This window comes from Arthrobacter sp. TmtSoilC79, assembly GCF_059739405.1.
This window is the reverse complement of sequence record NZ_AP046051.1, coordinates 3,808,375-3,835,061: the sequence shown is the minus strand read 5'-3', so window position 1 is coordinate 3,835,061 and position 26,687 is coordinate 3,808,375. Positions and strand designations below refer to the sequence as shown.

34 protein-coding genes are annotated in these 26,687 nt (G+C 60.1%); 6 read left to right on the top strand and 28 right to left on the bottom strand.

Translation table 11 applies throughout. The annotated features are described in order from the left end of the window. Nucleotides 1-172 precede the first annotated feature (172 nt). Both AC6JA3_RS17565 and AC6JA3_RS17560 read right to left on the bottom strand, forming a co-directional pair. On the bottom strand, nucleotides 173-664 hold the full coding sequence (locus AC6JA3_RS17565) for a septum formation family protein (RefSeq protein WP_051420825.1): 492 nt from the start codon (nucleotides 662-664) through the stop codon (nucleotides 173-175). Nucleotides 665-825: 161 nt separating this feature from the next. Continuing rightward, the gene (locus tag AC6JA3_RS17560; RefSeq protein WP_026547031.1) at nucleotides 826-1,611 is read right to left on the bottom strand and encodes a VOC family protein; all 786 of its coding nucleotides are present in this window, start codon (nucleotides 1,609-1,611) and stop codon (nucleotides 826-828) included. Nucleotides 1,612-2,517: 906 nt separating this feature from the next. Here AC6JA3_RS17560 and AC6JA3_RS17555 point away from each other — a divergent pair. Beyond that, complete coding sequence (locus AC6JA3_RS17555; protein ID WP_497920408.1) at nucleotides 2,518-3,405, top strand: P63C domain-containing protein; 888 nt, start codon at nucleotides 2,518-2,520, stop codon at nucleotides 3,403-3,405. 86 nt (nucleotides 3,406-3,491) lie between these two features. Here the strand turns inward: AC6JA3_RS17555 and AC6JA3_RS17550 are convergent, their stop codons facing one another. The 5 genes from AC6JA3_RS17550 to AC6JA3_RS17530 form a co-directional block, all read right to left on the bottom strand. Continuing rightward, nucleotides 3,492-4,778 carry a hypothetical protein gene (locus tag AC6JA3_RS17550; RefSeq protein WP_497920407.1) on the bottom strand — a complete coding sequence of 429 codons (1,287 nt, stop codon included), beginning with the start codon at nucleotides 4,776-4,778 and terminating at the stop codon, nucleotides 3,492-3,494. Between the two features lie 137 nt (nucleotides 4,779-4,915). Further along, complete coding sequence (locus AC6JA3_RS17545) at nucleotides 4,916-5,827, bottom strand: hypothetical protein (protein WP_497920406.1); 912 nt, start codon at nucleotides 5,825-5,827, stop codon at nucleotides 4,916-4,918. Nucleotides 5,828-5,864: 37 nt separating this feature from the next. After that, nucleotides 5,865-6,395 (bottom strand): hypothetical protein, encoded by a 531-nt coding sequence (locus AC6JA3_RS17540; protein WP_497920405.1) that lies wholly within the window; start codon nucleotides 6,393-6,395, stop codon nucleotides 5,865-5,867. Beyond that, nucleotides 6,388-6,654, bottom strand: a complete 267-nt coding sequence (locus tag AC6JA3_RS17535; protein WP_497920404.1) for a hypothetical protein — start codon at nucleotides 6,652-6,654, stop codon at nucleotides 6,388-6,390. The genes AC6JA3_RS17540 and AC6JA3_RS17535 overlap by 8 nt, the downstream gene beginning before the upstream one ends. Nucleotides 6,655-7,297: 643 nt before the next feature. Then, the gene (locus tag AC6JA3_RS17530; protein ID WP_497920403.1) at nucleotides 7,298-8,311 is read right to left on the bottom strand and encodes a DUF6602 domain-containing protein; all 1,014 of its coding nucleotides are present in this window, start codon (nucleotides 8,309-8,311) and stop codon (nucleotides 7,298-7,300) included. Nucleotides 8,312-8,553: 242 nt separating this feature from the next. Here AC6JA3_RS17530 and AC6JA3_RS17525 point away from each other — a divergent pair, with 242 nt between their 5' ends. From AC6JA3_RS17525 to AC6JA3_RS17510, 4 genes are all read left to right on the top strand, one after another. After that, nucleotides 8,554-8,733 carry a hypothetical protein gene (locus AC6JA3_RS17525; RefSeq protein ID WP_497920402.1) on the top strand — a complete coding sequence of 60 codons (180 nt, stop codon included), beginning with the start codon at nucleotides 8,554-8,556 and terminating at the stop codon, nucleotides 8,731-8,733. Further along, nucleotides 8,726-8,923 carry a hypothetical protein gene (locus AC6JA3_RS17520; protein WP_497920401.1) on the top strand — a complete coding sequence of 66 codons (198 nt, stop codon included), beginning with the start codon at nucleotides 8,726-8,728 and terminating at the stop codon, nucleotides 8,921-8,923. The genes AC6JA3_RS17525 and AC6JA3_RS17520 overlap by 8 nt, the downstream gene beginning before the upstream one ends. A 216-nt stretch (nucleotides 8,924-9,139) precedes the next feature. Beyond that, nucleotides 9,140-9,310 (top strand): hypothetical protein, encoded by a 171-nt coding sequence (locus AC6JA3_RS17515; protein WP_497920400.1) that lies wholly within the window; start codon nucleotides 9,140-9,142, stop codon nucleotides 9,308-9,310. Next, entirely contained in the window at nucleotides 9,307-10,173 is an 867-nt protein-coding gene (locus AC6JA3_RS17510) for a type II toxin-antitoxin system death-on-curing family toxin (protein ID WP_497920399.1), read from the top strand. Before AC6JA3_RS17515 ends, AC6JA3_RS17510 begins: the two co-directional genes overlap by 4 nt. A 1-nt stretch (nucleotide 10,174) precedes the next feature. Here AC6JA3_RS17510 and AC6JA3_RS17505 read toward each other — a convergent pair whose 3' ends face one another. The 8 genes from AC6JA3_RS17505 to AC6JA3_RS17470 all read right to left on the bottom strand — a co-directional run bounded on the left by AC6JA3_RS17505 (nucleotide 10,175) and on the right by AC6JA3_RS17470 (nucleotide 16,313). After that, nucleotides 10,175-10,495, bottom strand: coding sequence for a hypothetical protein (locus AC6JA3_RS17505; protein ID WP_497920398.1), 321 nt, complete (start codon nucleotides 10,493-10,495; stop codon nucleotides 10,175-10,177). A gap of 2 nt (nucleotides 10,496-10,497) precedes the next feature. Beyond that, complete coding sequence (locus AC6JA3_RS17500; protein ID WP_497920397.1) at nucleotides 10,498-11,274, bottom strand: hypothetical protein; 777 nt, start codon at nucleotides 11,272-11,274, stop codon at nucleotides 10,498-10,500. After that, nucleotides 11,271-11,657, bottom strand: a complete 387-nt coding sequence (locus AC6JA3_RS17495; RefSeq protein ID WP_497920395.1) for a putative phage holin — start codon at nucleotides 11,655-11,657, stop codon at nucleotides 11,271-11,273. The genes AC6JA3_RS17500 and AC6JA3_RS17495 overlap by 4 nt, the downstream gene beginning before the upstream one ends. Beyond that, the gene (locus AC6JA3_RS17490; protein WP_497920394.1) at nucleotides 11,654-11,896 is read right to left on the bottom strand and encodes a DUF7620 family protein; all 243 of its coding nucleotides are present in this window, start codon (nucleotides 11,894-11,896) and stop codon (nucleotides 11,654-11,656) included. Before AC6JA3_RS17490 ends, AC6JA3_RS17495 begins: the two co-directional genes overlap by 4 nt. Beyond that, nucleotides 11,871-12,200, bottom strand: coding sequence for a hypothetical protein (locus AC6JA3_RS17485; RefSeq protein WP_497920393.1), 330 nt, complete (start codon nucleotides 12,198-12,200; stop codon nucleotides 11,871-11,873). The genes AC6JA3_RS17490 and AC6JA3_RS17485 overlap by 26 nt, the downstream gene beginning before the upstream one ends. A gap of 8 nt (nucleotides 12,201-12,208) precedes the next feature. Then, a complete protein-coding gene (locus AC6JA3_RS17480) occupies nucleotides 12,209-14,287 on the bottom strand; it encodes a polysaccharide deacetylase family protein (protein WP_497920392.1) in 2,079 nt (692 codons plus the stop codon). Between the two features lie 71 nt (nucleotides 14,288-14,358). Beyond that, nucleotides 14,359-15,828 (bottom strand): hypothetical protein, encoded by a 1,470-nt coding sequence (locus AC6JA3_RS17475; RefSeq protein ID WP_497920390.1) that lies wholly within the window; start codon nucleotides 15,826-15,828, stop codon nucleotides 14,359-14,361. Then, complete coding sequence (locus tag AC6JA3_RS17470) at nucleotides 15,828-16,313, bottom strand: hypothetical protein (RefSeq protein WP_497920389.1); 486 nt, start codon at nucleotides 16,311-16,313, stop codon at nucleotides 15,828-15,830. The genes AC6JA3_RS17475 and AC6JA3_RS17470 overlap by 1 nt, the downstream gene beginning before the upstream one ends. 84 nt (nucleotides 16,314-16,397) lie before the next feature. Here AC6JA3_RS17470 and AC6JA3_RS17465 point away from each other — a divergent pair, with 84 nt between their 5' ends. Next, the gene (locus tag AC6JA3_RS17465; protein ID WP_497920388.1) at nucleotides 16,398-16,847 is read left to right on the top strand and encodes a hypothetical protein; all 450 of its coding nucleotides are present in this window, start codon (nucleotides 16,398-16,400) and stop codon (nucleotides 16,845-16,847) included. Here the strand turns inward: AC6JA3_RS17465 and AC6JA3_RS17460 are convergent. From AC6JA3_RS17460 to AC6JA3_RS17400, 13 genes are all read right to left on the bottom strand, one after another. Further along, nucleotides 16,844-17,635 (bottom strand): hypothetical protein, encoded by a 792-nt coding sequence (locus AC6JA3_RS17460; protein WP_497920387.1) that lies wholly within the window; start codon nucleotides 17,633-17,635, stop codon nucleotides 16,844-16,846. The genes AC6JA3_RS17465 and AC6JA3_RS17460 overlap by 4 nt on opposite strands. A gap of 3 nt (nucleotides 17,636-17,638) precedes the next feature. Continuing rightward, entirely contained in the window at nucleotides 17,639-18,709 is a 1,071-nt protein-coding gene (locus AC6JA3_RS17455) for a hypothetical protein (protein WP_497920386.1), read from the bottom strand. A 9-nt stretch (nucleotides 18,710-18,718) separates the two neighbouring features. Next, nucleotides 18,719-19,504, bottom strand: coding sequence for a phage tail family protein (locus tag AC6JA3_RS17450; protein ID WP_497920385.1), 786 nt, complete (start codon nucleotides 19,502-19,504; stop codon nucleotides 18,719-18,721). Then, nucleotides 19,497-22,319, bottom strand: a complete 2,823-nt coding sequence (locus tag AC6JA3_RS17445) for a phage tail protein (RefSeq protein WP_497920384.1) — start codon at nucleotides 22,317-22,319, stop codon at nucleotides 19,497-19,499. The genes AC6JA3_RS17450 and AC6JA3_RS17445 overlap by 8 nt, the downstream gene beginning before the upstream one ends. 10 nt (nucleotides 22,320-22,329) lie before the next feature. Next, nucleotides 22,330-22,626 (bottom strand): hypothetical protein, encoded by a 297-nt coding sequence (locus AC6JA3_RS17440; RefSeq protein WP_497920383.1) that lies wholly within the window; start codon nucleotides 22,624-22,626, stop codon nucleotides 22,330-22,332. Nucleotides 22,627-22,703: 77 nt separating this feature from the next. Then, complete coding sequence (locus AC6JA3_RS17435; RefSeq protein ID WP_207593988.1) at nucleotides 22,704-23,015, bottom strand: hypothetical protein; 312 nt, start codon at nucleotides 23,013-23,015, stop codon at nucleotides 22,704-22,706. A gap of 94 nt (nucleotides 23,016-23,109) precedes the next feature. After that, a complete protein-coding gene (locus AC6JA3_RS17430) occupies nucleotides 23,110-23,943 on the bottom strand; it encodes an IPT/TIG domain-containing protein (protein ID WP_497920382.1) in 834 nt (277 codons plus the stop codon). A 66-nt stretch (nucleotides 23,944-24,009) separates the two neighbouring features. Next, the gene (locus AC6JA3_RS17425) at nucleotides 24,010-24,453 is read right to left on the bottom strand and encodes a hypothetical protein (RefSeq protein WP_497920381.1); all 444 of its coding nucleotides are present in this window, start codon (nucleotides 24,451-24,453) and stop codon (nucleotides 24,010-24,012) included. After that, complete coding sequence (locus AC6JA3_RS17420) at nucleotides 24,446-24,718, bottom strand: HK97 gp10 family phage protein (protein WP_497920380.1); 273 nt, start codon at nucleotides 24,716-24,718, stop codon at nucleotides 24,446-24,448. Before AC6JA3_RS17420 ends, AC6JA3_RS17425 begins: the two co-directional genes overlap by 8 nt. Further along, entirely contained in the window at nucleotides 24,718-25,068 is a 351-nt protein-coding gene (locus tag AC6JA3_RS17415) for a hypothetical protein (protein WP_497920379.1), read from the bottom strand. Before AC6JA3_RS17415 ends, AC6JA3_RS17420 begins: the two co-directional genes overlap by 1 nt. Continuing rightward, on the bottom strand, nucleotides 25,052-25,456 hold the full coding sequence (locus tag AC6JA3_RS17410) for a hypothetical protein (RefSeq protein ID WP_497920378.1): 405 nt from the start codon (nucleotides 25,454-25,456) through the stop codon (nucleotides 25,052-25,054). Before AC6JA3_RS17410 ends, AC6JA3_RS17415 begins: the two co-directional genes overlap by 17 nt. Further along, nucleotides 25,404-25,727 carry a hypothetical protein gene (locus AC6JA3_RS17405; RefSeq protein ID WP_497920377.1) on the bottom strand — a complete coding sequence of 108 codons (324 nt, stop codon included), beginning with the start codon at nucleotides 25,725-25,727 and terminating at the stop codon, nucleotides 25,404-25,406. Before AC6JA3_RS17405 ends, AC6JA3_RS17410 begins: the two co-directional genes overlap by 53 nt. A gap of 11 nt (nucleotides 25,728-25,738) precedes the next feature. Continuing rightward, nucleotides 25,739-26,665: a phage major capsid protein gene (locus AC6JA3_RS17400; protein WP_497920376.1), complete on the bottom strand. Its 927-nt coding sequence runs from the start codon at nucleotides 26,663-26,665 to the stop codon at nucleotides 25,739-25,741. Between the last annotated feature and the right edge of the window lie 22 nt (nucleotides 26,666-26,687).

Below are 26,687 nucleotides of genomic sequence, written 5' to 3'. Positions count from 1 at the left end.
CTTTCATTAGGGGGCCCTGTGGGGCCCTTTGGACGACGCCCACGCTCTTGTGAAGTGGGCGTTGTTCCGGAAGTTACTCCGGGGTAAACCTGTTGCTCGGGCATAGCAGAACACGGTGGAATGAATGGGAGGTGGACCGGGGGTGGCCGGACGGTTCCTTGGGTCACAAGGACTATTTGGCGGCGCCCTTGAGTGACCCGGTGGTGGCGGCTCCGGACGCTCCGCCGACCAGGCAGACGATTTCGCGGTCGCCGTTTTTCCAGGAATCACTGGTGGGGTGCAGGAAGGTGACCTCCAGCTCGGATTCGTCGAACGGCAAGCCAACGAAGGTGGTGAATTGGGCACCGCAGTACTTTTCGGCCTCGGCACCGACTTCCGTGTCGCCGGGGAACGTTGAGGCGTCCATATTGGTTACCCCGTAGGCCTCAAGGTCGTGGCTCTGATCGCACGGAATAATGGTGACATCCACAACTTCCTGGCTGTCCGGATTGGCGATGCAGTCGCCAAGTTTGACCTTGAAGGCATCGGCCTTGGACGATTCCGTGGGCTTTCCTGATTCGTCCCGTTTGGCATCGCCGCTGCTTATCAACGAACAGCCCGCCAGCGCGATCGATGCCATGCCAAGTGCGGCGGCAGTCTTCAGGCCTCGTGAAAAGTGGTGCATATGGGTCCTCGTTCCCGAAATGATCACAGGCGCCAGGCCTATGGTCGGCAGTGAGGGACCAGACAAGGACCCACGCCGGCGGATCCCCCAACGCCGACAATGAGCGGATCCGGCCGGCGCCCCTGGGTAGGAGGCAGACGGCCGGGCCCAATGGGTTAAATCTAGACGGTTTGGCCCAGGTCCTGAATGACCTTGAAGACAGCGCCCGTGGGGTCCTGGAGAGTGGCCAAACGGCCAAAGGGCGTGTCCTCGGCGGGCTGTGTGATGGTTGCGCCCAAGGCTGTGGCTTGTTCCACGGCGGCGTCCGTGTCCTCAACGGCGAAATAGACGCTCCACATGGAAGGGACCTGTTCCGGGAGGAAACCGGAGGCATCCATAATGCCCGCCTTGGCCTCATCCCCGGCGCCGAGGGTGGTGTACCTGAACTCCGGGGTATCGCTCATGACATCCGTGTTCCAGCCGAAGACCTTCTGGTAGAACGTGACCGCGGCGTCGTAGTCCTTGGAAAGGAGTTCATGCCAGGCGGGAGCACCGGCCTCAGCCGCGAGCTCGTAGCCAGTCATTTCACCGAACTCCCAGGCGCCGATTGAGGCACCTGAGGCATCGCCGTACATGGCCATGCTGCCCTGTTCCGGGACCTCCATGGGTTCCAGGTACACCTGTCCGCCATTGGCAGCTGCTGCCTCGGTGGTTGCCTTGATGTCGTCTGTGCGCAGGTAAGTGGACCACACGTCCGGCATGGCTCCCATGTCAGCCTGCTTGGCCATAATGCCTGCCACCATCCGGCCGTCTTTGAGTGCCGTGATGTAGCCGCCGTACTTTTCCTCGTCCCCGGTCTCGTACGTCCACCCGAACAGCGCGTTGTAGAACGTCTTCGCTTTCTCGGTGTCAGACGTCATCAGATCAATCCAGCAGGGTGCGCCGGGAGTGATGTCAGGCTTAGGCATGGGTCAGGCTCCTGTTGTCTTTCCGCGGCGGAAGCTACGGCATATGTCAGTGGTGTGGAGACAGACAGAACACTATGCGGGGGGTCAGACAGTTTCAATGATCTTCCGGGAGCCAGTTCCCGCTTCCGGGTTTCGCCGCCCTTGTAAGGGCCTTGTAAGGGCCCGCAAAGACGCCCGCAGGCGGCCCGCAAAAGGACCCGCAGACGGCTCGGACACCCGGAAGAAAAGTGCTCCGAGGGCACAAAAATGCCCCGGGTCCTGGGACCCGGGGCACCTGCTTGGCGGAAGGTAAGGGATTTGAACCCTTGGTGCGGGGTTACCGCACACTGGTTTTCAAGTTTTGTCGGTTGTGTTCCGCTTCGGTTCGCTCCAGTCCGAAACAGCTGATTTCATCGGAATCTAGCGGCCTCCTGGTGCTGTCTGATGATGGGTTATTCCTGCTCCAACTGCATCGTCCGGCCACAGTTTGGCCACAGCAGAGCAGTCGTCAGCGGGCCGAGGTGAGTCAAGAACACCCGAGCTTGAGGGCCTACGGTTTACTTCCATAGACCCATCCGGGAGGAAGGCCGGCTTTGGCAGGGGCCCCGACAAGCCCCAAGTAGCCCGTCACATCGGATGGACGCCCCGAAACGCATTGACCTAAACGGCATGCTTGGCTAGGCTAAGCATGCCGCGCAGGAATGGGCTGTTTACCCGACCCTCTGCGGCAATACTGGGAAATATGCGACGCGCAGCGTGCCGCTGACAACAAGATGGGGGAGTCGCTTGCAGGCTAAGCATGGCGTGGATGAAGATCCGGTAGCGAACGGATCAAAGGGTGGGAAGGCGAGGGCTCAGCAATTGACCTCGGCCGAGCGCAGCGAAGTAGCTCGGAAGGCTGCTGACGCTCGTTGGGGGAAGACGGTGATGAACGCAGAGTACGTGGGGACGCTTCCAGTCGCGGACGTTAGTCTCGAGTGCGTCGTCCTTTCCGATGGACGCCGAGTCATCTCCCAAGGCTCGATCCTCTCGTCTCTGGGACGGTCCGATTCCAGCGGCAGGCGGACCAGAAACGACAACCGCCCACCCTTTGTGGAGGCGGGTAATCTCGTGCCGTTCTTCACAGAAGATCTCATGAGTAAGTTTGAGCGGGTGGAGTACAGGCTTGATGGGGTCAAGGGCACTCGGTTGGGCTATGAGGCTGAGATCCTTCCATTGGTCTGCGAGGTTTACCTTGCAGCTAGGGAAGCTGGCGTGCTCACGCCGCAGCAGCTACCCACGGCACAACATGCCGAGATTCTTGTGCGCGGGTTGTCGCGTGTAGGAATCATCGCTCTTGTTGATGAGGCCACTGGCTATCAAGATGTGCGGGCACGTGATGCTCTGGCGAAAATCCTGGAGGCCTATGTGGCTGCCGAGCTGCAGCCCTGGGTGAAGACATTCGACGTTGAGTTCTACAAGCAAATGTTCAGGCTACGAGGAATCCAGTTTGACCCGTCATCCGTGAAGCGCCCGGCCTACTTTGGGCACCTGACGAACGATGTCGTTTACAAGCGTGTGGCTCCTGGCATCTTCGATGAGATCAAATCCCAGAGGGCGATTGACGAAAAGAAGCGGAAGGCAAAGTTCCACCAACAACTGACTGCCGAAGTTGGACATCCTAAGCTGCGAGAGCACATAGCATCGGTCACAACAATCATGAAGCTCAGCAACAATTGGATTGACTTCAAGGGAAAGCTTGACCAAGTACACCCGGAGGTTGCCTCAACCAGCCAACTACCACTTTGGGATGACGATTCGACTGTCGGCATCTAACAGCCGGTGGGCGGCCTCTAAGGTCACTGGCCACGATGGAGCGGTTGAGGAAGAGCCCGCGATATCTATCGCGGTGTGCCACTCGGCTAACGCCACAAGGTACGCTCTGGCCCATGTGGGCTCCAGCCGTTCATATACGGCTTGATAGCTTCGGCATCTGGCCTCGGATCCTGCGGCACGCGGAGTTCACCTAGCAAAGGATCGATGGCCCTTACATGAGCTTCGGCCCATTGCACCCAGTCAATGGGGGCTGCAGTTTCCGTAGCGTTCATGGACTCGATGTGGCGCCGCATTGCAGCTATGTATTCGGTGAGTACTTTCACCTTCTGGAAACGGTCAGCTTGGTCTAGAAGCACGGCTGCGCGATGGTCCTCGTTGAGGCGCTCTATGGCCTGCTCTCGAACGTGCTCCCATTGACGGCGCTTTTCATCTTCACGGCGCTGCTTCGCCTTTCGCTGCTCGACCGCCCGTTCGACCCGCAGTTCGATTTCTTGAAGTATTCGTGGCAGCAGCAAATCTGCCGGGCTGGCTTCAGTTTCTGTCCATTCAGACTGCCAAAACGGCGGTTCAAGGCCCGTGAGCCGGATGGTGAGAGACTCCTCCTTGACGTGCTTGTCGGTCTCGGCGGCCCGACTAAAGCTCAAATGAACTTCGTGGTCTAGGCGGCTGACTTTGACTTGACCGTTCTTCTGCTCTTCGCGGCTAATGCGCCCCCAGTAATCGGGCTTCGGCTCTGGTACCGCTGTTACTGCGTAGCCCCGCCGTTCAGCTTCCGTCGTCAGCCCTTGGATGAGACGCAGGGTCCAGCGCCAGCGGGGTCTATCCATGCCTAAGCGGTCCTGGCGCTGTTCCATAAGTTCCACCACTACGGGATGGGGCGTACGGACAACCGAGGGCACGTCGATTGGAGCAAGAACCACCAGCTGCCACTCCGGGCGTCGTTTCAACGCAATGCTGCATGGTTCTTTCCAGCTGGTTGTGACGACAAGTTCCATGTCTTCCGGAAGCAGATTCTTCCTTCGGGCTACCGTGGCGAGTTGTCTATACCGCCCGGTTTCCGCCCTGGCGAATTCGATAGTGTCTTGCACCATCAGGCGATCCACCATCTGTTGCGTAGCACTCTTGGCGCGGACGCTCGGCACCTTGACAGGTATTGATGAGACATCTTCCCTCTTGGCAAGAAACTGCTTGCCGGCGTCGGTGATTTCAACAACCCACGGATTCCTTTTGCGCTTGACTCGAACAAGGTCGCGACGATCCAGCGCATAGACGCTTACTTTGAACTTGGGATCCGTCATAGCACCCGGCGGACATCCGTCAGCGATCCACTTCAAGACCTCAACCTGAAGCTCTGTTGGTGGTGCCTTTGCCATGCTTCGGAAGTTCCTCTCAGGGTTGCAAACGGTTCAATCCGTCGTCCTGTCACTACAGTCGCGACCCCGTGGCCCCGTTGCTTGTCAGTGCTTGCATAGGTCGGCGTTCAATTGGGACTAGAAGAAATGCAACCATGCTATTGGCTGGACGACATATCTCGTGCCATTTCCTTCGTCATCTCGTAGTAGGACTTGAGCTTGGGTACCGGGTACCGGGTCAGCCCGTGGAGACGGCGGATGATGGCCGCGTCACGAGTCAGCCCGTGGTCGTGGAGCACCCCGGAGGCTTTTGAAATGATGGAGCTGAGCCGGACGATCTCTGATCGCAGGGCCTGGACCTCGTTCCAATCCTCGATTTGCGATGCACCAAGCCATCCTTCGATGATGTGAGCTGCTTCGGTCAGATCTTCGATGCGCGGCCGGGTAGACGATCCGCTGACCGTCCATCTCTTCTTTCCCAACCTGCCTAGGGAGACCAGTTCAAGGTGCTCTTCCCGGGCCTCATCCAGCACCTTTGTGAGCTCCAACTGAACTTTCGACGGATCATTCATGGCCAGCCTTCGAGCCAGTTCCAGAGAGGCCTCCAACGACAGGATCAACTCGCCGTCGTCCTCGAAGCACAAACTATCTAGGAACTCTTCCCAATGAATCGAGTGAAGTTTCTGGAAGGCCGCGGGGTCACTCACTGCTGTAACGCCGGCGTAATTCCAAGCCCAGTAGTTGAGCGAGTTCGTCTTGTCGAAGCACCCGAATACCAGTTCAGCGACTTCAGCATCCACGTCCGATGCGTGGTCTGACACGCCGGCTATCGCCTCCCAGTTCGCTTCGATCTGCTTGAAGTGGTCAACGTCCTCCCACCGGCATTTGAGCCTGCCAATAGGCGCCCACATCTCTTCGCCTTCTTCTTCAATGTCCACAAAGGCGATGTAGGCACGTTTCGGATGCTTCACGCCAAGCTTGACTACCCGCACCTCTTGGAGGTCGGCGTTCTTGCGAGCCCGATAAGCCCAGTTAGAGCCGAGGAGCAATTCAGAGGGCTGTTTGACCATTGGTGGAATCTATCAGTCGGGTGCCCCTTAGGGGAGGTTACTCAGCATCGTCGTAAAGGCCGCCAGGCTCCGGGACCTGGTCGGAGCATCTCGTAGCGTGCGTGAGGTGTTTCTTGAGCCGCGTCGGGGACGTGATCCAATCTATGACGATGCCGGCATTTGACCATTCCGATTTGTGCATGCGCCCCGTGAAATTGAACTTGTCGCCGGGCTCTAGCACGGCAAAGGCTTCATGATAGGAAGCTGTAACGCCAGAGGCTGAGGCTTTGGACAGTGGGGTGGACATCGATACCTTCGAACCATCAGAGGTCGTCACCACGACACTGAAGGCCTTAGCGTCGCCGCAATTCATCGCCTCACCGCGGAAAGAAATCATGTCGGGTGGCACAACTTCTGGGCTGTGAGGATCGTCCTCCAAAGCCCAAGCCCAAAGCTGAACGATCCAATCAGCTTCAGGACGCGACCGGGCCTCCGCGACCTTGTTGATCACATGGATCGTCAGGCCGGTGAGGGCGCTGGCCGTAGCGGCAGTGGCCCCCACCGCGGTCCAAATGCCGGGATCAGACACCGGAGACTCCCGAAACCAGCTTCGAACTGGTCTTGAAATCAAGGAGTGTTGAGGACGGATCCAAGGACCATTTCACGATGCGTTGTCGTGTGTCGGCGGCAACGTCGTACATAGTTTTGGCCATGTCGTCGCCGTATCCGAGCTGTAGCAGTTCGAATACTTGGGACCGGAGCCATCCCCCCAGGATCTTGCCCGAGCCGCTACGGTCAAGGCTCATCAGGGCCTCAAGTTCGCTTGTTTCCTGGTGCAATCGGAACACTTCCGCATCTGGTTCCTCGAGGTGAAATACCGCGTCGCACGCCTTTGACACCAGCAACAAGGCACGTTCAGCAATGTGCCTTCGCCAGTCTGCCCATGCGGCTTGTTCTTGGGCGGCGAATGTTGCTTTCAGCTCGTCTTCCCGTCTCCGAAAGTCTCTTCGCTGCGACCAGAGACTCAGCAAGACGGATCCGAAAACAGCGATAAGAGTGAAGACTCCAGCCCAAAGAACCTCCGGACCATTGCCGGCTTCCGAGAAATCAAGACCCATACGCTGAGTCTCTCACTTGGTATGGGCCGCCTGATCTCTGCCTCGCCGCACCAGTAGAAAGCGAGTTGATAATACTTACGGATGCTCAACCATGGCGGAATCTGCGAAGGGAAAGTATGCGGAGTCGCCCCTAAGTCCGACCACCAGCGCTATCTATTCTTACCCTTCAATATCAGGGTTAGGTTCAGCCCAATCGAAACCTCATGGGCGTCCCCGGAGGCTTTGAGGTCTTCGGCGAACTGATGGATGTCGGCAAGTTTGTCGCCCGATCCTGGGCGCAGCGCAGTGGTCATATAGAAATCTTCGCGATGCATGCTGAGTGAGAGCTGTTCGGCGCCCGGGTGCTGGGTGGCAATTGAGCTGTTCTAGGAGTTTACGGAAGTGTGAGCTGCCATTCGCTCCACTCGAAGGGCTGGACATATTCGCCGTTCATCAATCGCTCCGCAACTGCGGGTGAGTACACATCAGCAACCGGCCAGTGGTGTTGTATCCCACTGCTGGCACCGGATACACCAGCCAAGCGGAAGTAGTCTGCCATTGGGCGCACGGACGTGTCCTCCCAGGCCAGGGTTTGCAGCAGTTGCGAAATGACCACCGCGATGGGATTTGACTGGCTGTCCGGCATGCCGGCCATCGGGCCCATGAAGGAGGTGACCGGGCCGCCGGCCTCGCCAACACCGTACCGCTTATGCATTTCTGTCCAGCTATCGCCCATGACTGCCCGACCCATATAGGTTGTCGTCATCAGGTTCCAGGTTCCTAGGTCGGCCACGCAAACGAGATTCAGGAGCTCACGAGGATGAGCGGCTTTCTGCGCTTCCTCGTAGAGGGCTTCGTCAACATTGCTGAGGGGCGTCGAATTGGGTGAGTTCCAGACGTGACTGTGGGCAAGGACGCCGTAAAGTGGAAGGCCCGTTACCTCGCGATACGGAGAACCAGTCCTTCGTGCAGTCAAATGGCGCAAATCCCGTGCAGTTGATGCGGCTTGTGTGAGGTGAGCCCTCTTGAGCGTGGTCTTGCACTCAAACGCAGCAGCCACCCCGGTGACCAAGTACATCTTCTTGTCGATCAACCGTTTGGGGTATGAGGGCTTTAGCACAACGAGGTCAATCTGTCGGGTTGCTTTGCCGTCGGTGCCCAGGATCCTGCCCTTAGTAACGACCGTGTAAGACGCGGGAAGCCATTCCCTTAGTAGGTGCGCCCAGTTTTCTTCACCTTCGTCGCCCGCTGTCCCCGGATCTTCAGTGGCTCTCGAGAATATGCGTGAGTACTCGGACGCGATCTCGTCAAGGTCCTGCTGAAGAAAAACTTCCAGTTCATGGAGGCGCTTCGGCTGCGAATCGGCTTCAAGCCCTGCGCCGTCTTGTTGGTTCTGTCCATTAGCCACCTATCGGATACTACCGGGAGCTCACAGGACGATGTTTCGACTCTCGGGTCCCGAGAAGTTAATGCCCTCTGTGAGACCACGGGATTTGGCGTCTTCCGATTACGAATGTGGCAGCGATTCGTCCACGAGCATAAGATCGGGCTCGCAACGGAGAGGCTATGCGCCTAGGAGAAAGCCATATTGAAAGCGGGTTAGGGTAAGTGGTCCGGCCCCTTCCCAGACTACCGACCATTCGAGAGCATATGAAGATCACCAAGGATCCGCTTTTCATCACCATCGTGTGCGCAGGTATCGCTATCGGGGCTGGCGCGATCGTCTCCGGCAGCAAGTACCCGGCGCTGAGCCTAGGTTTCCTGGCGGCATGGGTTGTCGCTGCAGTGATCGCTAGCGTCATCCTCGCGAAGAAGCGCTGGCATGGTTGATATGCAACAGATCAAGGCGGCGGCCGAAGCGAAAGCAAAGGCCGCCGCTGAGGCCGAGCGTGCTGATGAGGAATTCCGTGAGCTCGTCAGGCATGCCATCGCAGACGACAACATCCGCCTCAAAGACATCATCGAAGCCACCGGCCTATCTAGATCAAGGCTCTACCAAATCAGGGACGGGAGACGATAGACCATGGAAGTCACACTGACCATTGAAGACGCCAAAGGGGGAGCGGGGAACCGTCTCCGCAACAGGCAAGGACTATCCCACTGCCTACGAAGCAGCACGGGCGCTTATGCCCGAGGGCTGCAAAGCTCTCGCGATCCGGACGAACCCTTAAATGGCTGAAGAGCCCCACCCGGTGAAGGTGGGGCTCAATTTTCATGGCTTTGCTAACCTGTTGTAATGGTCACCATCATTCAGAACGACGTTAGGCCTCCGGTCGAGTTCGCGACGGCGCGGACTTATGGCAGCCCTGACGGCCGCACTTTTGTCGATCAGGATGATGCCTTGGAGCTTGTCCGCAGGATTGCGGTCAAGCGCAAAGAACTGCTGGACCGGCTGGCTGAGCAGTGACGAAGTACCTCGCCGCTGAAACAATTATTGCAATCAATGCAGAGCACGGAGGTGCCGGCGCAGGCGTTCTCGACCGGCTCGGCGTTTTTGCCGCGGCTGATCGACCGTCTGCAGGGTGGGGTGATCACGAGGAATACGTGACCATCTGGGAAAAGGCCGCGGTGCTCTTGCACGCAATCGCCACCACTCAGTGCTTCACCGACGGGAACAAACGCACTGCATGGCTTGCAATGGAAGCCTTCCTCGGACTCAACGGTTATGAACTGCTGGACATGCCGACAATCACCTATGAATCCATGGTGCTCTTGGTCGCAAGCGACAAGACCAAGTTCGAGTCTCCGAAGGTTGCAGAGTGGCTGGAAGAGAACAGGCTAAAGGCCTCCGACAGGATTCAATATGGCCTCCTTGGCTTACCAGGGGGAACGTCTCTCAACCCTCAAAACCCACACCCTCGCGATACTTCCTATTTTGTTCCCGTCCAAGGGTTCTCAGTCAACAAAAGGCCAATCAAGGGGCCGGTTGTGGCTATCGTCAAAATCAACTGGTTCTCTGTGGATGCTGGAAGCACGAAGACTGTGCACGCCGAGTTCCGAGACAACGCTGGCGGGGCACTGCTCATTGATAGCCAAGCCCAAGGCCGGACCGCCACAGGCAAAGTAATCCGACATTGGGATGCTCCATGGTTCCCAAACGGAATCCAGCCTTGGAAGGAGCACTTGGTTTTGCCGGTGCTTGCGAAGTCAGATGGGCAGACGTTCATTGACGTCTTTATTGACGGTGAACTGGCCTGGAGCGACTCCCTTACTTGGCAGATTCGGGAGTCGGCCCCAGACACAATACCGGCAGATTTCCACCTGCTCTGATCTATTCGGGCGTGCGTGCTTCTCCCGAGTTCCTGATTTGAACTGAACTGGAGGGCCGCCCAACTTCGTGCTTCCCATATTCAGGAGTCATGGCGGATCCGAGAACAGCGCGGGTCAACCAGTCGGGCAGTCGCGGTTCCAGCCAGCGCCAGAAAGCGTACCAAGCAGCAATCAGAACGGCCGCGATGATCGCGGAAAGTGGGGTGCCGTACTCCAGTAGGGCTTCACGGTGTGGCTCAAGAGCGGGCAGGAGCCCAATGGCCCATGCTATGAACGAGCCCCACAGGGCCGGGACGATGGTGCGGAGAATGGACGTGAACATGGTTAGCCTTCCTGGCTCAGTGTGACGGTGGCGATGGCTTCCAGTCCGGCCAGTGCTTCTTTGGCGCCTTGCTTGGCCGCTTCCCGCATGGCTTCGACGTCCACGGGTTCGCCCTTGCCGAGGTTCTCCAAGGCGGAGAGGATGGCAGCCTGCCCACCCTGCAGCTCAGCCAGCATCGCGGGGATGGGGCCGGCGTTACGTTCCCCACTCACGCCCGGGAGGATCAGCTCAGTGAGGCCGTCCAGACGCCGCTGGTTCTCTTCGATGACCAGCATGAAGCCGGGATGCTTCTTACCGTCCTTGTCAGTCCAGCCTTCGTAGGCGATGTCCTGGATGTAATCGAGTGCGGCCATGTCGGCGTCTCCTTCTGATGTGGTGGAGCCTGAGAGGTTGATGGTGTCGGCAGCCTTGACTACGGCTACGCCTTCGATGTCTTCCGTCCAGCCCAGATACGTGGGGCGGAGTGCCCTGTAGTAGGACAGGAGATGGTCAAGGTTTGGGTGGTGGTGCGGGGTATTGCTGGGGTCGCTGGTGGAGAACACCGACCCGTCAGGCGCCATGAGGGCGACGTGGCCCAGTGGTTCCTCCCCGAGGTGGAACCAAACGGGAACCCACCGGCCGGCGGGGAAGTTGCGGTCACGGTGCTTATACCGGGCCGCGTTCCACCCGGCAGTTGCGCTGGGGTAGAGGCCATTCAGTCCGAACGCCTGGCGGACGTACATCAGGCACCAGCCCGGGTAGCACTTGATGTGCGGATTCGGGGTGATCAGCTGCTTCATCGCTTGTCCTTATCGTTTGAGTTCCATTCGGCGCCGAGGCGGAGCTGGAAGAACAGGACAGCCAGGCGGACGGCGGCCACCAGAACTGCGCTGTAGATCACGAGGCGGAAGACCTCCCGCAAAGGTGTGGCACCGAAGAGTCCGCTGGTGATGATCAGGATGAACAGGGACGCCAAGGACGCCAGCAGCATCATGAGCGCCCGGCCGGTCCGCGTTTTCCACCAGTCCGGCGCCGTGATCCAGTAGATGATTGGCAGGGCAACCCAGAACGATCCGGCCACGTAGCCGATGTACAAGCCTGGGAGGCCGAGCATCGAATACGTGGTCAGAAACGCTGCTCCGATCAGGGCCCAAGTGAACGCCTTGAAGATGGTCCGCTTCACGTGGCCCCTCCTAACTTCCTCATGATTTGTGCTTCGATGGCCGGCGCGAATCCATTGCGGATGTTCACCTCACGGAGATTCGTGACCACCTGGGTTGCTTCGGCTCGCTGCTCCTGAGCAGCCATATGAGCGTCCACGGCTTGCTCAAGAGCAGCTTCAGCCAACGTGTGGTCAACCGGTTCCAATTGCGGAAGCTGGCGAGCGGCCGTCCACTTAGCCCGTAGCTTGCTGAACAGCATGGGCACCACCCCCAGCCGCGTTCTCCTGGATAGCGGACATGACATGCGCCGAGAACTTCGCGTTCTCGATGAAGTCACTGTTGGTCTTTGCGAGGTCGCCGTTGGTTTTGTTGGCCAAGTTGGCGGCTGACTGCCACAGGTCACGTTGCTTGATGACTTCAGCGTTGTGCTCCTGTAGAACCTTCACCATTTCGGTGTGCGCCGCCCGGGTGACCAGCCGGTGGGTGAATACCAGCCAGAACACCACGAGCGTTGCGGTTACCGGGGAGGCGAGGCCAACCCATGCGGGGAGTCCGTCAATCATGGGGCCTCCTAAACCGGCCGAAAGAACGGCTCGTCCATGTAGTCGATTGAGCCGCCAGATTCTCGCTGGAGGGTCGCCCGGATATTCGTGGTAATCGGTTTACCCTCAGCGTCAAAATCTGCGGGGATCGTCACAAAAATGCGCGCATTCACCTGCGAGTTAGGCACGGGCACCTCGGCTGACAAGTCTCCATCTGCTGGGAGAGTGAAAAGCTTCTCTCGCTTGAGGCGTGTGTCATCGTTTACGTCATGCACTTGCAGCCGCAACGTCGCCGGGACGTTACTGGAGGCCCTTGCTGGGACTATGAGCTCGAACATTCCGCCCATTGCCCACCCGTTGTTGCTGGTGGTGATGTTCTGGTAGAACGTGGTGGCGGTGTCAGACGCAGAGAGAAGAGTCTTAGTGTTCTCTCCTGTACCAACAGTTCGAGTGGTGTAGCCCGTGGGGCTCTTGGTCCAGCCCGTCCACCCGTCCGCGAACTGGGTATTAGTCAGCAGGTTCTCGCGGCGGTCATGGGTTGTGTCAGCAACTGCCATGCTGGAGACCGTCAGGACTTCGATTCGCCCTGCGTCTCTTTCCGCTGCGAGGTAGGCAAACAGGTTGTCGAGGTCGGTCAAGGTGAACCCTCCAGGCTGATCAATCAGGCCGGGATGGAAGTAGATGGTAATCCCTCGACCAACCTTTTTCGCTTCCTCAATCCGGGCAATCGTCGGGACGGAGCCACCAGACTCGGCACTGTAGTGCGAACCTCCAAGCTTGATCCGCCCATCTAGCGGCTGCAAGAACCCAGAGTTCTTACCATCCGCGAACGCATGGGCATACATGATCGCCCTAGCCGCAACGGTGTCAGTCCATGCTGCGAAGGTGCGCCCGAACGTGAAGTTGTCGTAGTAGGAAGACCCGTTGGACATCCAGCCGTCCACAACCAGTTTCGGACCCACAGCGGCTTGCAGCCTTTGCTGACCACCTACGATGGCGTCAATGATTGACTCGGGCGTCGTATGATCCAGATGATCCCCGCCGTGGTTCTGAATCTCGACGCCTTTGTGTAGCGCCATGTCAGTAACCATTGGCCACGTGATCTGGTTGTTCTGGGGGTCAGCCATGTTGTCTACGTTGAGGCAGATACTCGCGGGAAGCCCGTGCTTATCCAACAGGGGAAGAGCTTTGGCGAAGGTGTCATTCAGCCAGTGGTCCATCCGTATAGAGACGCCGATCTTGCCCTTGATCCCCAACGGGCCGCGGCGAGCGTAGGCCAACTGCTGGAGCATTGCGTGCCGAGTGCCAGCGTTAGCCAGTGCGGAAGGAGGCGTCGGCGTTACCGCGGCGGGCGTATCGTTCTGCCATGCAGGCCACGAAGACGCAGACCGGGTGATCCGGCTGAACTTCGCGTAGGTTCCGTCAGCCTGATAAATCTCGATGCGCTGTTCACCGGCGCTGGAGTTGGTTGACGTCATCACATGGAACGCAGCCGTATTATTGACCGCCACCCCATTGATGGTCGGCATACCTGTCATCGTCGCCGCCGAAGTGGCGGTGCTAATGAGATACGCCCCAGGCTTACGGAACGTGTTCAAGTTAGTTCCGTCAGGAAGGACCCCCTGCCCATACCTGTCAGACGTCCACGTCGTGTCCCAAGTGGAAGCAGACCGTGTGGTGCGGGTCCACAACTCAAAATTCCCGTTAGACAACGGGATGCCAGTCAGCCGCTGGGTAGTCAGAGTAGCCGCGTCATTCTTGCTAACCCGAAGCTCGGCAGGCACAGCGAACGGAAGGTTCAGCATAGTCGCCGCGGAAGCCGACGAACCAATGGTGTAAATACCCGGAGTGCGCAACGTGTTGATGTCCGTACCATCAGGAAGCACGCCAACATGCTTGAGGGCACTACTGGCAGCCACTTCCACTGTGCCAATTCGTGCCGACTGGGTGGACTGCGTGAAATTCGTGGCGCTATAGGTTGCACCAGTGATGAAGTCGATGTTTGCGGTAACGATGTCACCATTCGGGGCCGCCACCCTTTCACCAGCCTTGACAGCCAAGTTGGGCACCCACCGGATGAGGCCCGGAATTCCTGCAACATGAGCCACGGATGGCCTCCTTAAATGCGTGGGGCGGACCCGTTATGGATCCGCCCCGAAGATGTGTGGGTTGTGGTGGGTTAGCGCACGAGAGCTGCCCCGACAGGCTCCAGAGTTGCCCGGTGGGTGTCGCTCGCGCCCAGCACGACAAGCTGCCCGGCCGCAATTTTGGTGTCGAGGTACGCGAAAATCTCAGTGAGGTTCGCCGTCGTGAGGTATCCGGGCTGATCGAGGTTGCGCGGGTGGAGCATGAGCTGAAGCGCGGTCTTCGTGGACGCGGCGATGTCGATCTGGGCCTTGATGGCCGTGACCGTCTGGTCCTCGATGGTGTAGTGCTGTGCGCCCTGCTTGATCCGGCCATCCAGCACCCGGAACCGCGTGTTCGGGATGGACCCTGAGAACACCGCGTGGAAGGCCATGATCACCGAACCCGCGTAGGTGCTGGAGAAAGCGTTCATGCTGGCCCCGGTCGAGAGACCACCCAAGCCGTTGGTTGTGCCTGGCATGATGAAGTGCTCCACAGGCCGACCAAGCTGCGCTTCGAGCTCCTGCTTGCCCACCACGATGCCGTCCCACAGTGCGGCCTTGGTGTCCAGGTCCTTGTGAGTGCCGGTGGCGTTCCCGTCCGCGGTGTGATTCGCGAACTCGTGCCCCGCGTCAATCCACGCCGTAGCGTCCGCCTGAGACGCTCCAGAGTTCTCCGCCTTGGCCCAGTTGCGGGAGTTCATCGCGATCAAGCACTTCCAGTTACGGCCGCCTGAGTTAAGCATTGGCATGATCGTGGACTTGATGACCGTCAAGCCATGGTCAAGGCGGATCGTCACGACACCCTTACCCCCAGTGGAGACCACGGGGTGGCGGGCGTTGAACTCGTCAATCAGGTAAGCGTTAGGGGTGCCGTAGTGACCTGAGTCCAGGACAAAGTACCCGGCGCCGTCGATGCGCTCCCACTCGGACCACACGCCGGCCGCAATTAGCGTCCTCCACCACCGCGACGGGGTGGTTTGCAGGACCGTGTACACCTGTTCCGTGTACGAGGACCCCGAAGCGTTCCCAGAACGCACTACAAGGTAGGAAGCCTTGTTGGCGGCCCCGGCCGGCTTGTTCACCAGCGTCGTCGCGGTCGCCTCGTTCGGGATGTAGTACTGCCCAGCGCCGTTGTACCCGGTGAGGGTGTTCAGGTCCGTGCCGTCGGCCAAGACTGTCGAACCGTTATCCAGGCGCTTCCATGCAGACCACGTCGAGCTGGTGAGCATCTGCCGCCACCACCGCTGCGGACCAGTACCCATGACGGTGTACGTCTGGGTGGTGTAGCCGTAGCTGGCCGGGCCGCGCTCAACAACCAGAGTGCCCGGGCCAGTGACAACACCCGGGGGCAGGTTCGTCATCGTCAACACGGCTGCGGTGTTCGCGATGTACCAGAGGCCGGTCTGCGTCGTCAGAGTGACGCTGTTCAGGTCCGTGCCATCCGGAAGCAGACCCTGCAACCACGTACCCAGATTCCCCTTGGGCCCCTTCAGATTCCCGATCTTCACCCATTGCAGCGCCATCAGATGTTCTCCAATTCGTAAAGGTCGCCCGTGTTCGCCGGGTTATCAGGGTTGTCAGGGTCGTTGGGGTCCATCTGGAGCCACATGGCAGCGAGGCCCACCCAGAGCGGCGGCGCGGTTGGTGAAGTGATCACCAACCCGGGGCTGACCGGAAGTCGAATCAAATCCGCAATGGCGCCACCGCCGGCAGGAACGCGAAGCTTCCAATTCGGGTTATCCGCCTTGATGAACCTCCCATCGCCGTCAAGCCACCGGATGACAATCTGGTAGTAGACGCCGAAGGGAAGCAGGTCATCGGTCGTGTGCAGCTGCACCGCGAACTCACCGTTAGCGTCAGGCGGCACACGGATCGGCTTCGTAGCCAACAGGCGGCCACCGTTGCCCACCGCAGGCTCACTCGGCAGAAACTCGATCTCCGGAGATAGACCCGCGATGGGTTCAAGTTCAAAATCCGAGAGCTTGCCACTGACGGTTACAGTTGCCATGGGCTGCCTCCTGGGCATAAAAATGGCCCCGATTGTGGGACCTTGGATGTATTAATGTCGGTGGCTGCCGGATAAAATCAGCGCATGCGAAAAATTGGGGGCCTCGTCCTGCTCGGCTTGCTTGGACTCACGGCATGCTCTGCGCCCGCCGGGGATGCCGCGCCGACTGCAACTGCCACGGAATCCGCTTCGGCGTCGAAGATCGCCCCACTGCTGTCGATCCCATCAGAGAGCGCTTCGGCTACACCCACGGCAACGGCCAGCCTGCCGCCCGAGTTCTACGACGACAGCGCTCGCGGTCAGTACCTTGCCGGCGTGAAGAAAGCCGTGAACGCCTGGCGTGACGGCGTCATACCCTCAGACGATGAACTTCTCAAGGGCGCAGAAGTCTCGTGCGGACTCTATGAACAAGGCAAGACGACTGAGGAGATCTCCGCACTTGCTGGGCCTGACAGCATTACTGGCGACAACGCGTACGCCGTGGCCGCCTACGCTGGCCGATATCTGTGCACGAAATACAACAGGTTCAGCTAAACGATTTTCTTCAGGTTGCCGTTGTTGTCTAGGTAGACATTTGAAGTGACGTCCGAGATCTGAGGCAACCCGCTGAGCTTGATCGTAGGCGCGCCTATCTGAATGGCCACCGAACTCACGATCAGCATTCCCAAGAGCGCGCTGGAAGACACTGAGCCGTTGGGGAAGTTCACAGTTCCACCGCCAGTTCCAGTGTTCTCCAGAGTCAATCCGCCTAGCTTGATTGTCTTGCCAGGCGCAACCGTCAGGTCATTGTTCAAGGTTGCTGGGCCGTTGATGTCCAAGCTGCCGTCAGATTCCAAGTCACCGTTGGCTGCAATAGTGAACTGACCGAATGTAGCCGATCCGTCTGGGTTTATCGTGGCTGAGCCGCTGGTGATCTTTCCCGAAGGGTCGATCTCCATGCCGCCGAACTTTGCGGATCCATCGGGCCGGAGCTCGATGTCACCGGCCTTGAACAACCCGCCGGATGCAATCTCCAGATTGTTGAGGACGGTCATAACGCCGGAAACATCCACCGTTCCTGACACGTCCAATGGTCCCGAGATAACGACTTCTCCGACAAACGTCACGAGACCGGAGGCTATGAGGCGTCCGATAATTTCTGCCGTCCCGGTGACCCTGAGTCCGCCGTTCTCGATGGTAATCACGCCGCCGTCGTAGACGCGGAGTCCACCGCGCCCAATGGACGAGCTAGCTAGTGGCGTGACGTTCTCCAGGCGCTCAACTCGCCGTACCAGCATCTGGATTGCCCGCATGGCATCAGCCAGGTTATCGATCGCTGCCACAGGTCAACCGCCTATCTGCTGGAACTGGAGATTGATCCAGTCCTTGTCGAAGTCGAAGGAGATAAGGCGCCAGTCATGCCAGCCGGCGTCAAGGTAGTAGAAGCCGGAAGACTTCACCCGCGCTGTACCCCCTAGTCGGAGGTCAGCCACTGAAACCGTGCCTGTGGTGGGGATGCTGAAGCTGAGCTGCTGCGTCGGGTCGTTGCTGGCCAGCAAGCCGGATGTGGTGCGTGCCTGTAGTTCCTCGCCGGTCTTGCTGCCGAAGTTCGTGACGCGCTCAAGCGCCGGGATAGGCCGGCTGAAGTCAGCTGCATCGCGCACCAGCCGGTCACGTTCGGAGCCTTCACCAGTGCCGATGACCTTGTTCACCATGTTCTGGGCGTTGGTCTGAAGTTTCAGCTTGTGCACTTCGGTTTTCGCAGCCGTGGAGTCCCATTCCCACAGCCCAGCGTTGAGGAGACCGGAGCGCATCACCCATTCAAGGCTTGGCCCGTTCCAGTTGCAGTCGAACTCCACGTTCGGGCCGCCGTCAGCGGTAATGATGTCGTCCAGGGCCGCGGCGCCGTTGAGGAATTCGTAACCGAAGTACTCCCGGGTTTCGCTGCCGGCTACCGTTGCCGTGGTGATGACGGGCAGGTTGTAGCGGGCTGCCGGTTCGCCGGTTAGGAGCCTCTTCACGATGAGGTTCGCCAATGAGGCAAGCGTGACGTTGCTCCACTTGATCGGTGGGGCTGACTGATCCCCGTTGCCGCGTATGGACAGGAGATACCGGCGTGCGAGTATCCACCAGATGTCCTCGTGCTGCACGGTCAGTGTTCCTGCGTCTTGGTCCTCGTCAGCGTCCACGAGGAAGCCCGCATAGACTGCATTCTCATTCCAAGTGGCCACCAAAGCACGTTCCATCAGCTGGATCGAGGACAAGCTCAATACCTCGGCAACGGACGGCTCCTTGACCTTGAATGTTGCTGAGCCTCGGCTGCCCGTATTCAGCGCCCGCCCGCCGGTAAACGCCATCGCTGGGAGCTCGATCTTGTCAGCCCAGTTGGCCGTGCTGATGGAGTAGTACTTCCACACACGTGCCTCCTAGATGTAGGTGTCAAAAAGCGTCAGCGTGGCTGTGGCCGTGCCAGTGAACGGGGGCCGCGGTGCGATTGATACCGCCGTGGGCAGGCCAGGCGTCACCAGCGGCGTGAAGCCGTAGCCAATGCCGCCATGGATGACCACCCCGTTGATCCGCACCCGCCCGTCCCCGTAGTCAACGGTGTGCGGCTGACCCGGTACGAGCGGCTGAATGACCGTAAAGACCTGCCCCTTGATGGTGAGGATGTAACCGCCCGGCATGTTGCCAGCCACCTCAAACAGAGCGGTCGCCCCAGCGTTGCCCTTGTGGTGCACGTTGAGGGCATTTGATCCCACGGACGCCACAAACGGGCCCCGCGCTTCACCAAACTTCCGAGGGTCCGGGCACCAAAGCTGCAACTGGAAGGTGGCGTATTTGCCGCTGCCACGTACGTCATCGATGCTGAGGTTGTCGCGGGAAGCGTCCGCCCACTGGGTGAGGCCTCCCTTGGTGACCTGCAACCGTCCGAGCTGCCCGTAAGCGAGCAGCCCGGACAGCAGGTTCTTCTGCATCTCGCGGTCCTCGTAGTTCTTTCCGAGGACCACGCCGGGAATCGTGACTGTCCGGGACTCTTGGTAGCGGGGCAGGACCAGCGAGCCATGCCCCTGCGGCCACGCAAGTTTCTCGCCGCGCAGCGGCACGCTATCGTCCCAGCCATCAATACCCTCAGCGGTGATCGCGAAAGGACCCAGCCCCGGGCGCCCATGGAACTCCAGCCCATCAACCACTACGTACAGTTCGTCACGCATTCACTGTCCTCATTTTGTAGTTGAACTGGTTATCGAACGCCCGCGCCACCGAATCGGGGGTCATCTGATCCCTGATCGGCATGTTGACGGTGACTTGCGCCCCAGCCAAAGCGGAAGTGCCAGCGGCCTGCTGAGAGGAACGCTGCCCGGCGGTCGTGGTCGGTGAACTGGTCAATGAAGCCGCGGTCATGATGGTGTTCGCGGCCGCGTTTACCTTTTCCTGTTCGCTGACGATGCCCTTGGCGAAGTCGCCTGCCAGCGCCTTGCCGGAATGGGTGGTGTACCCGGATCCGGAGAACGGGCCTCGCTTGGCGGGTGAATGCGGGAAGAAGTCCGCGACACCCTCCAGGACCCCGCCGACAGCGTCCCCGATGGCGCCGGCCATGCCCATGATGCCGTCAATGAAGCCTTGGATCAGGGCCTTGCCGGAGTCGAGCAACAGGTTTCCGATGTTGCCCAGCGCGCCGAGAACCGCGTCACCGATGCCGCCGAAGAAGCCCAGCAGGTCGTTGAGCATCCCTTGGGCGCCGGTGACAATGGACATGAACGAGGTCACGACATAGTTGACGATGCCCGTGAACGCTGCGGAGAAGAATCCCACCAGAGCATTCAGCCCGTTGATCACTACCGACATCACCAGCTGGATCGCGCCAGAGATGATGCTGATGACCAGATTGAAGACGCCACCGACGATGTTCAGGATCCCGGACCAGACCTGCGCCCAGTTCCCCGAGATGATCCCGGTGACAACCTCGATGATGCCCTGCACGATCTGCATGGCCGCGGTGATGATTTCCACGATGACACCGAAAACGGTGACGATAATGGGCATCAGTGCCTGGATGATGGGGATCAGCAGGCTGGCTATGGTGGTGATCAGCGGTGCGATGGCCGTGACGATGTTCCCGATGATCGAAATCAGCGGGGGCAGGACAGCGGTGATCAGTTGGGTGAAGATCGGCGCCAGCTGAGTCAGCAGGGTTGTGACCAGTGGCAGGATCGCAGCCAGCAGCCCCATCACCACGGGGATGATCGCAGCCAGGACCTGTTCGAACAGCGTGAACAGTGATGTCACGAGCGGCATCATGCTGACGAAGTTCTCCGCCAGCATGGTGACCAGCTGCTGCACCAGCGGTGCCAGCTGCACCATGGCCTGCGTCAGCACGGCACTGATGACGGTTGCCAAGCTGCTGAGCAGAGACGCAATCTGTGGCAGGACCGGCATGAGCGCTTCGAAGATCAGCCCAACGGGTGAGAACGCAGAAAGGAACTGAAGCACTGTAGGCGCCAGTCCGCCGAACACAGAGCCGAAGTGCTGGAACAACGGCCCCAGCAACCCGGTCACTGTCCTGAGCCCGTTGGCCAGTATCTCCATGAAGCCCGGGAATCCGCTGGAGGTTATGTCTCCGTCGTTGGCCTTCCAAGCAGCACCAAAGGCACGGATGCCGCCGGTGAACTCAGTGATGAATCCACCAAGCTGCGGGAAGATCCCGGCAAGGCCACCGGTGCCCAGCCTGTCCACAAGGTTCTGAATCGTTGGGAGGACGCTGGTGTTGATGAAGCCGAAGGCCTTGGTCAGGATCGGGAGGAACAGCCCACCGATGGAGGTGGTGATGTTCTTCCAGCCGGCCGAGGCGCGCTGCTGTTGCCCTGCCAGGGTGTCCGATTCCTTGGCGAAGTTGCCCTGCGCGTCGGAGGTCTGCTTCATGATCAGCGACAGGGTTGCTGCCTGCTGAGCTTGATTGCTGAAAGCGCCATCGACCTTCTGGGCGCCCATAGCGAGGGCTTCAGCGTCGATCTTGGCCTGGGTGAGCGAGACACCATATCGCTCGATGGGATCACGTTCGCCCTTGAGCGCCGAGGACAGGGCCTCGATGGCTTCGCGGGATGTGCCGCCGAACATGGACGACAGGTCAGCGCCCAGGCCGATCAGCTCGTTTGTTTTCGGGGCGAGCTGGTCCATGGCGGTGCCGCCGTTTTTCAGCTGCGCGCCGATCAGCGTTCCGAGCTCGTTGAACTCGTTCTGCGTCAGGCCCACGGAGTTCTGCGCCTGGGTGGACCACTTGAGCATGTCCGAGGCGCTGCCCTTGAAGACAGACTGGATAGCCCCGGCGGACTGTTCGAGCTCACCGGCGCCTTGGACAGCGCTGGAGAAGAAGCTTGAGACCTTATCCACAGCGAAGACGCCGGCCAGAGCGCCCATGGCACCCTTGAATCCGGAGCTGAAAGCGCCGCCGGATTTCTTGCCGGCGCCATCAGCGGACTTCTTGGCCGCGTCCCCAGCCTCATCAACGGCACCATGGACAGTGGAGGAGAGCTTCTGCTTGACCGACTGCCAGCCCCGCAGGAAGCGTGATCCGGACTGTTCGCCGGAGCTGCCTGCCGCGCCTGTTGCTTCTGCCAGCTTGGCTTGTGAGTCTTTGAGCTGGTCTGTGGACTGGCGGGTCTTGGCCTGGGCGTCCACCAGCTTGCGCTGGGCCGTTGCCAGCCGCTCCTCAGCAGCTACGGCGCGTGAGCTGGTTTCGCCGCCCTTAGCGCGGGCCTCAGCCAGTGCCGTCTCGGCAACACGGACTTTACCGGCCGCGTCCTGCTCAGCAAGGCGGGCACTGGACAGTGCCTTTGAGCCGGAAGCTATCTGGGCGTTGAGTTTCTTGATGAGGGCTTGCCCGGGGTCGCCGGCGCCGACGTTGAAAGCGGAGTTGAACGTCTTCCCGCCATCGCGGCCAGCGCCGGACATTTCAGCATTGGTTTTGCTGCGGAAACCCCGGAAAGTGGGGAAGATGGCTACCTGGCCGGACCCAACCTCAGCAGTCATCCGCCCTCCTCTATGTGCGTAGTTGACCGAAGGCGCTGCTCTGATTCAGTTGTGACGTCAGGTGCTCGCGCTCTTCGGGGGTGACCTGCTCCGCTTCGGGAGTCGCGACGTCGTCCCAGGGCCATTGCAGTTTGAACTGCGGGTCACCTCGGGATGCGAGAGCGTTGACGACCTTGGTGAGCAGCAGGGCCGTGTGGAAGCCTTCCCGGTCCATCGGGAAAGCCCAGCCGCTCATGGAAGCGAACAGGTGCGAGCCCATCTCCGTGCGGAGCTGGGCTATCAGGTCAATGGCTTCGCGGTAGCCCACCGATCCTCCGATGTCCTCGATGGAACAGTGGAGCCGGTGGCGGAAGTCGTATGTGAGCGCGGGGCGGTGCTCCTCGACTACTTCAAGGAGCCCTGCAATTCCCCCATGGTCGCCTGCACCTTGCTCTCGAAGACCTTGAAGAACTCGACCATGATTTCGGTGGTCTCCATGATGTCGAGTTCATCGACGGTGGCCACGGTTTCCTCGCCGGCGATTTCGTCCAGGATCAGGAAGAAGGCGTCCATCTGGTCCAGGCTGCCGAACTGGCGGAGGAGCTTGGTTTTGAAGCGCAGCGGAAGCGCGATCTCGCCCTCGGTGGTCTGGCACATCAGTTTGTCCTCGACCACGAGGAAGCGGGGCTTTACTGCGGAGGCTTTGGGAGCAGTCATTTCTTGTCTCGCTATCCGATGGGTGGTGATGGGTTGGTGCTGTGGTCCTGCGCCCACCCATCACGGAGCGCAGGACCACAGGTTCGTTGGGCGACTAAACGTCGCGGGTGTATGCCTTCGCGGCAGAGGAGCCGAGCGGGTTGGTCACGATGACCGGAGCGGACCCGGCAGGACCGGCAGGCATCACGGCGGTGATCTGGGTGTCCGACTCGACGTCGAAGTCCGTCACGGGCGTGCCGCCAACAGTCACCGCGGTGGCGGTGAAGAAGCCGGTGCCGGTGATGGTGATCAGCTCGCCAGCGCCAGCCGGATCCGGGTCACCCTCCACAGCAGTGATGGCAGGAGCCGCAGCGGCGGGGCTGCCAGCCGGGAGAAGCCACTCACCGAAGTGCTCGTTGCCCACCAGCGGGGAGCGGTGAATGGTCAGGGTGACTTCGTAGCCGAGCACGTTGCCGCGTTCGCTCTTGTCTTCCTTGACGGACTTGATGCTGACCTTGGGAGCCCAGCGACGGCGAATGACACCGTTCTTGAAGATCTCCTCAGTGAACACCGAGTACTGCACAGCGTGACCGCCGGCGTCAACGGTCATGTAGCCGTTCTCGTCCGCTGTCTTGCCGCGGATGATCGAACGGACAATCTCGTCCGTCTGGGCCAGCTTCAGGACCAGCTCGGCGGTCGCGATGCCGGTGGGGAGCGAATAGCCCTCCTGGTAGAACACGATGGGGTCACCGTCCGGCTCCAGCGTCCACTCGAAGCCGCCATCCTCCGTCAACAGGCCCGGGACCTTGTACGCCGCGGGCAGGACGTAGGAGCGGGAAGCCCCAGCGGACGGGGTCGGGCCAGTAGTGCCCTCAGGTGCGAAGCCGATGTGACCGGTTACCGGTACACCAACGGCGGAAACATCGTTGCCGAGTTCATCAGCAGCCATTATTTGCCTCCAAATAGAAAAACCATCCACAGGCGTGAATGGCTGGTTGATTGGTTTGGGTAGTGCTTAGGGGAAGGGTGTTCCCACAACGGACAGCTCGAAGGTCATGTACCGGCGGGGCTGCCCGGATTCGTCCACGACTTTGTAGGGGCCGGTGGCGTCCAGCACGGCGGCAACCGGGTTGCCGGGCTCCACGCGTGCGCAGCCTTCCATGATGGCGAAGACCGTGTGTCCGAGGTTCGTGATGATGATCTTGTTGACCGTATCCGAGCCGAGGATGGTGATTCCCACGGTGGGGGCCTTGGTGACTCTGCTGGTCCGGGGACCGCTGTCATCCCTGACGATGATCTGGAACGGCGGCGCAGGTTTCGGGACGGTCGGGCTGTTCACCCAGAACTCATTGGAGATGAAGCCGCCTGGAGACGGCTGCCCCGGCATCGCGGCCAGCTCTCGCCGGATATACCCGGTGAGGAACAGCTCCAGATCGGAGTAGATGACACGGTCAGCCACTCTTCTTCACCTGGTTCAGCGCCCGGGCGAGGTTGCCGGTCTTGGACTCGATAAGCATTGTCTTGGGGTCACTGCCGACGACGAGAGCCACGTTGCGTTTCTCCACCGTCTTTTCCTCAATGTGCAGGCCGTCGCGGTAGTCGCCCTCATCCACAGGGGCCGAGGCTTGGGCCGCGGCAAGGACCTTGTCAGCGACGTCGCGGCACATCTGCGTCACGCCGGCGGATTTGCCGATGTCCTCAAAGAACTTGTCGTTGAACTCCATCAGCCGGCCACCTTCTTGATGCGGAATTCTGCGCCCGGGGCCCAGCCTGTGAGTGGGTTCTTCCAGTTCGCGACTTCACCCTGAACATCCCAGAGTGTTGCCCCGTCGCGGATGCGGTCGCCAGCGAGAATGTCCTCATCGGGCCCGCAGTAGATACTCATCTGTGTGATGACCTGATTGCGGTCAACGGCCGTGGACTCGACACTGGAGGACGGGGCAATAGCAACGCCCTCCAGCGTGAGTTCCAGCGGGTCGGACCAGTCCGCCAGCGTGGCTTCCTCCGAATAAGGATCCGTGATGAGGCGTCGGCGTTCCCTGATGACGGTCTGGCCGTCAGCTAAAGGGAACATCGATGCCTTCTTCCTCCCAGATAGTGGCGCGGGAAAGGTTGCCGTAGCGGACCGCGTCGGGAGCGGCCGTGCGATACGTGCGCGTACCGCCCCCACCTGTAACTGCGTCCATTTCGTCCAGCTCCGCCTGAAGAAACCACGCCCCAAGCGAGCTGGCCGCGCTCCACCTTGCGGAGAACGGGCCAGCCCCTTCGGATTCGAGCATCTGCCGCATCTTGTCGAGGCGCCGTTGGACGGCGTCTGCGACGTAGACCAGGAAGAGCGGCTCAACATCAGTGGTCAGGGTGTCGCCGTACCGATTGGTCAGAAGAACTTTCAGTCCGGCGAGCCAGGCCTCAACCCTTGGTGCTTGTGCCGCGCTTGGTGGTTTGGCGAGCAGAGGTGTCACCTTCGCCAGCGTCAGATCCATCAGCGTCCCCTGCCTCGCTCTTGGCGTCGGCAGCTGCCTTGGCTTCGGCTTCCGCCTTGGCCTTTGCTTCTGCTTCTGCGGCTTCCGCTTCTGCCTTGGCCTGCGCGTCGGCAGCTGCCTTGGCTTCGGCTTCCGGGTCGGTAGCTTCGGACTCTTCCACGGCGTTCCAGCCGTGCTTGGTGTAGAGCTTCAATACGTCTCCGCTGACGTCTACGGTCAGGCCGGACTTCTCATGCTTGAGAACAGTCACTGGTTGCCTCCTTAGGCTGCCGGGGTGATGGCAGCGACAGGCTCAGCCGCGGTGCCGTTTGCCGTGAGCACGTTGCCCAGCGCGTAGGCGTAGCGTGCCTTGAAGCGCAGTGCGACCATGTCCTTCTCGGCAAGGTTGATGCCGTTGACGGTCGCCTGGTCGAGGAACTTGACTGTGACATCCTGACGGACGCCGATCTTCACGCGGCCGGCGTCAACAACCATGGCCGTGGCCAGAGTGTTGTTCCAGGAGCCGTTCTTGGCGTAGCCAGCCTTCAGGCCGAACACGTCATCGGAGCCGAGAGCGTTGGACAGGCCCGGGGTGAACACTGCGCCACCCTGGGAGTCGCGAAGGTTCGCGAGGCGGTAGCGCAGGCCGGAGCCGGACAGCAGGGCCGAAGGCTCACCACCGGAATCAGCCACAGCGCCAGCGGCGTTGAGGATCTGACCGCCAAGGTCGCTCGTTCCCGCGGTGGCGCCGATCTGGAAGATGTTGCCAGCAGCCGTAGCAGCGGCGAGCAGGTCCAGATCCGTCCAGGTGCTGGGCTTGTTCAGGCCGAACAGCACAGCCTGGTCAAGCTTCTTGCCGAGAGCGGCACCGCCGAGCCGGGTCAGGGACTCAAGCAGGTTCTCCGTGGAGTCCTCAAGGACGTCTTCGTGGATCGGGATGATCACGGCGACTTCCTCAACGACGAACTTCTTGTTGTCCCAGATCGCCTCGGACGTCGGCTTGGTGCCGGCTGACGTGGAGACGCTCTCAGTGACCCAAGAGGCTTCCGGGAGGCCCGCGAGGACGGGCAGGTTGGTGATCTTCGTTCCCAGCGGGACATTTTCGAAGACGGACAGGACGGCCGACTCTGCCGCGGCGGTGGTCAGCAGCGAGCTGCTGTACTCCTCCTGGATCAGAGTGGCGACGTCGGCGCGAGAGATATCGGCCATGGTTTCGCTCCTTCAAGCGTTG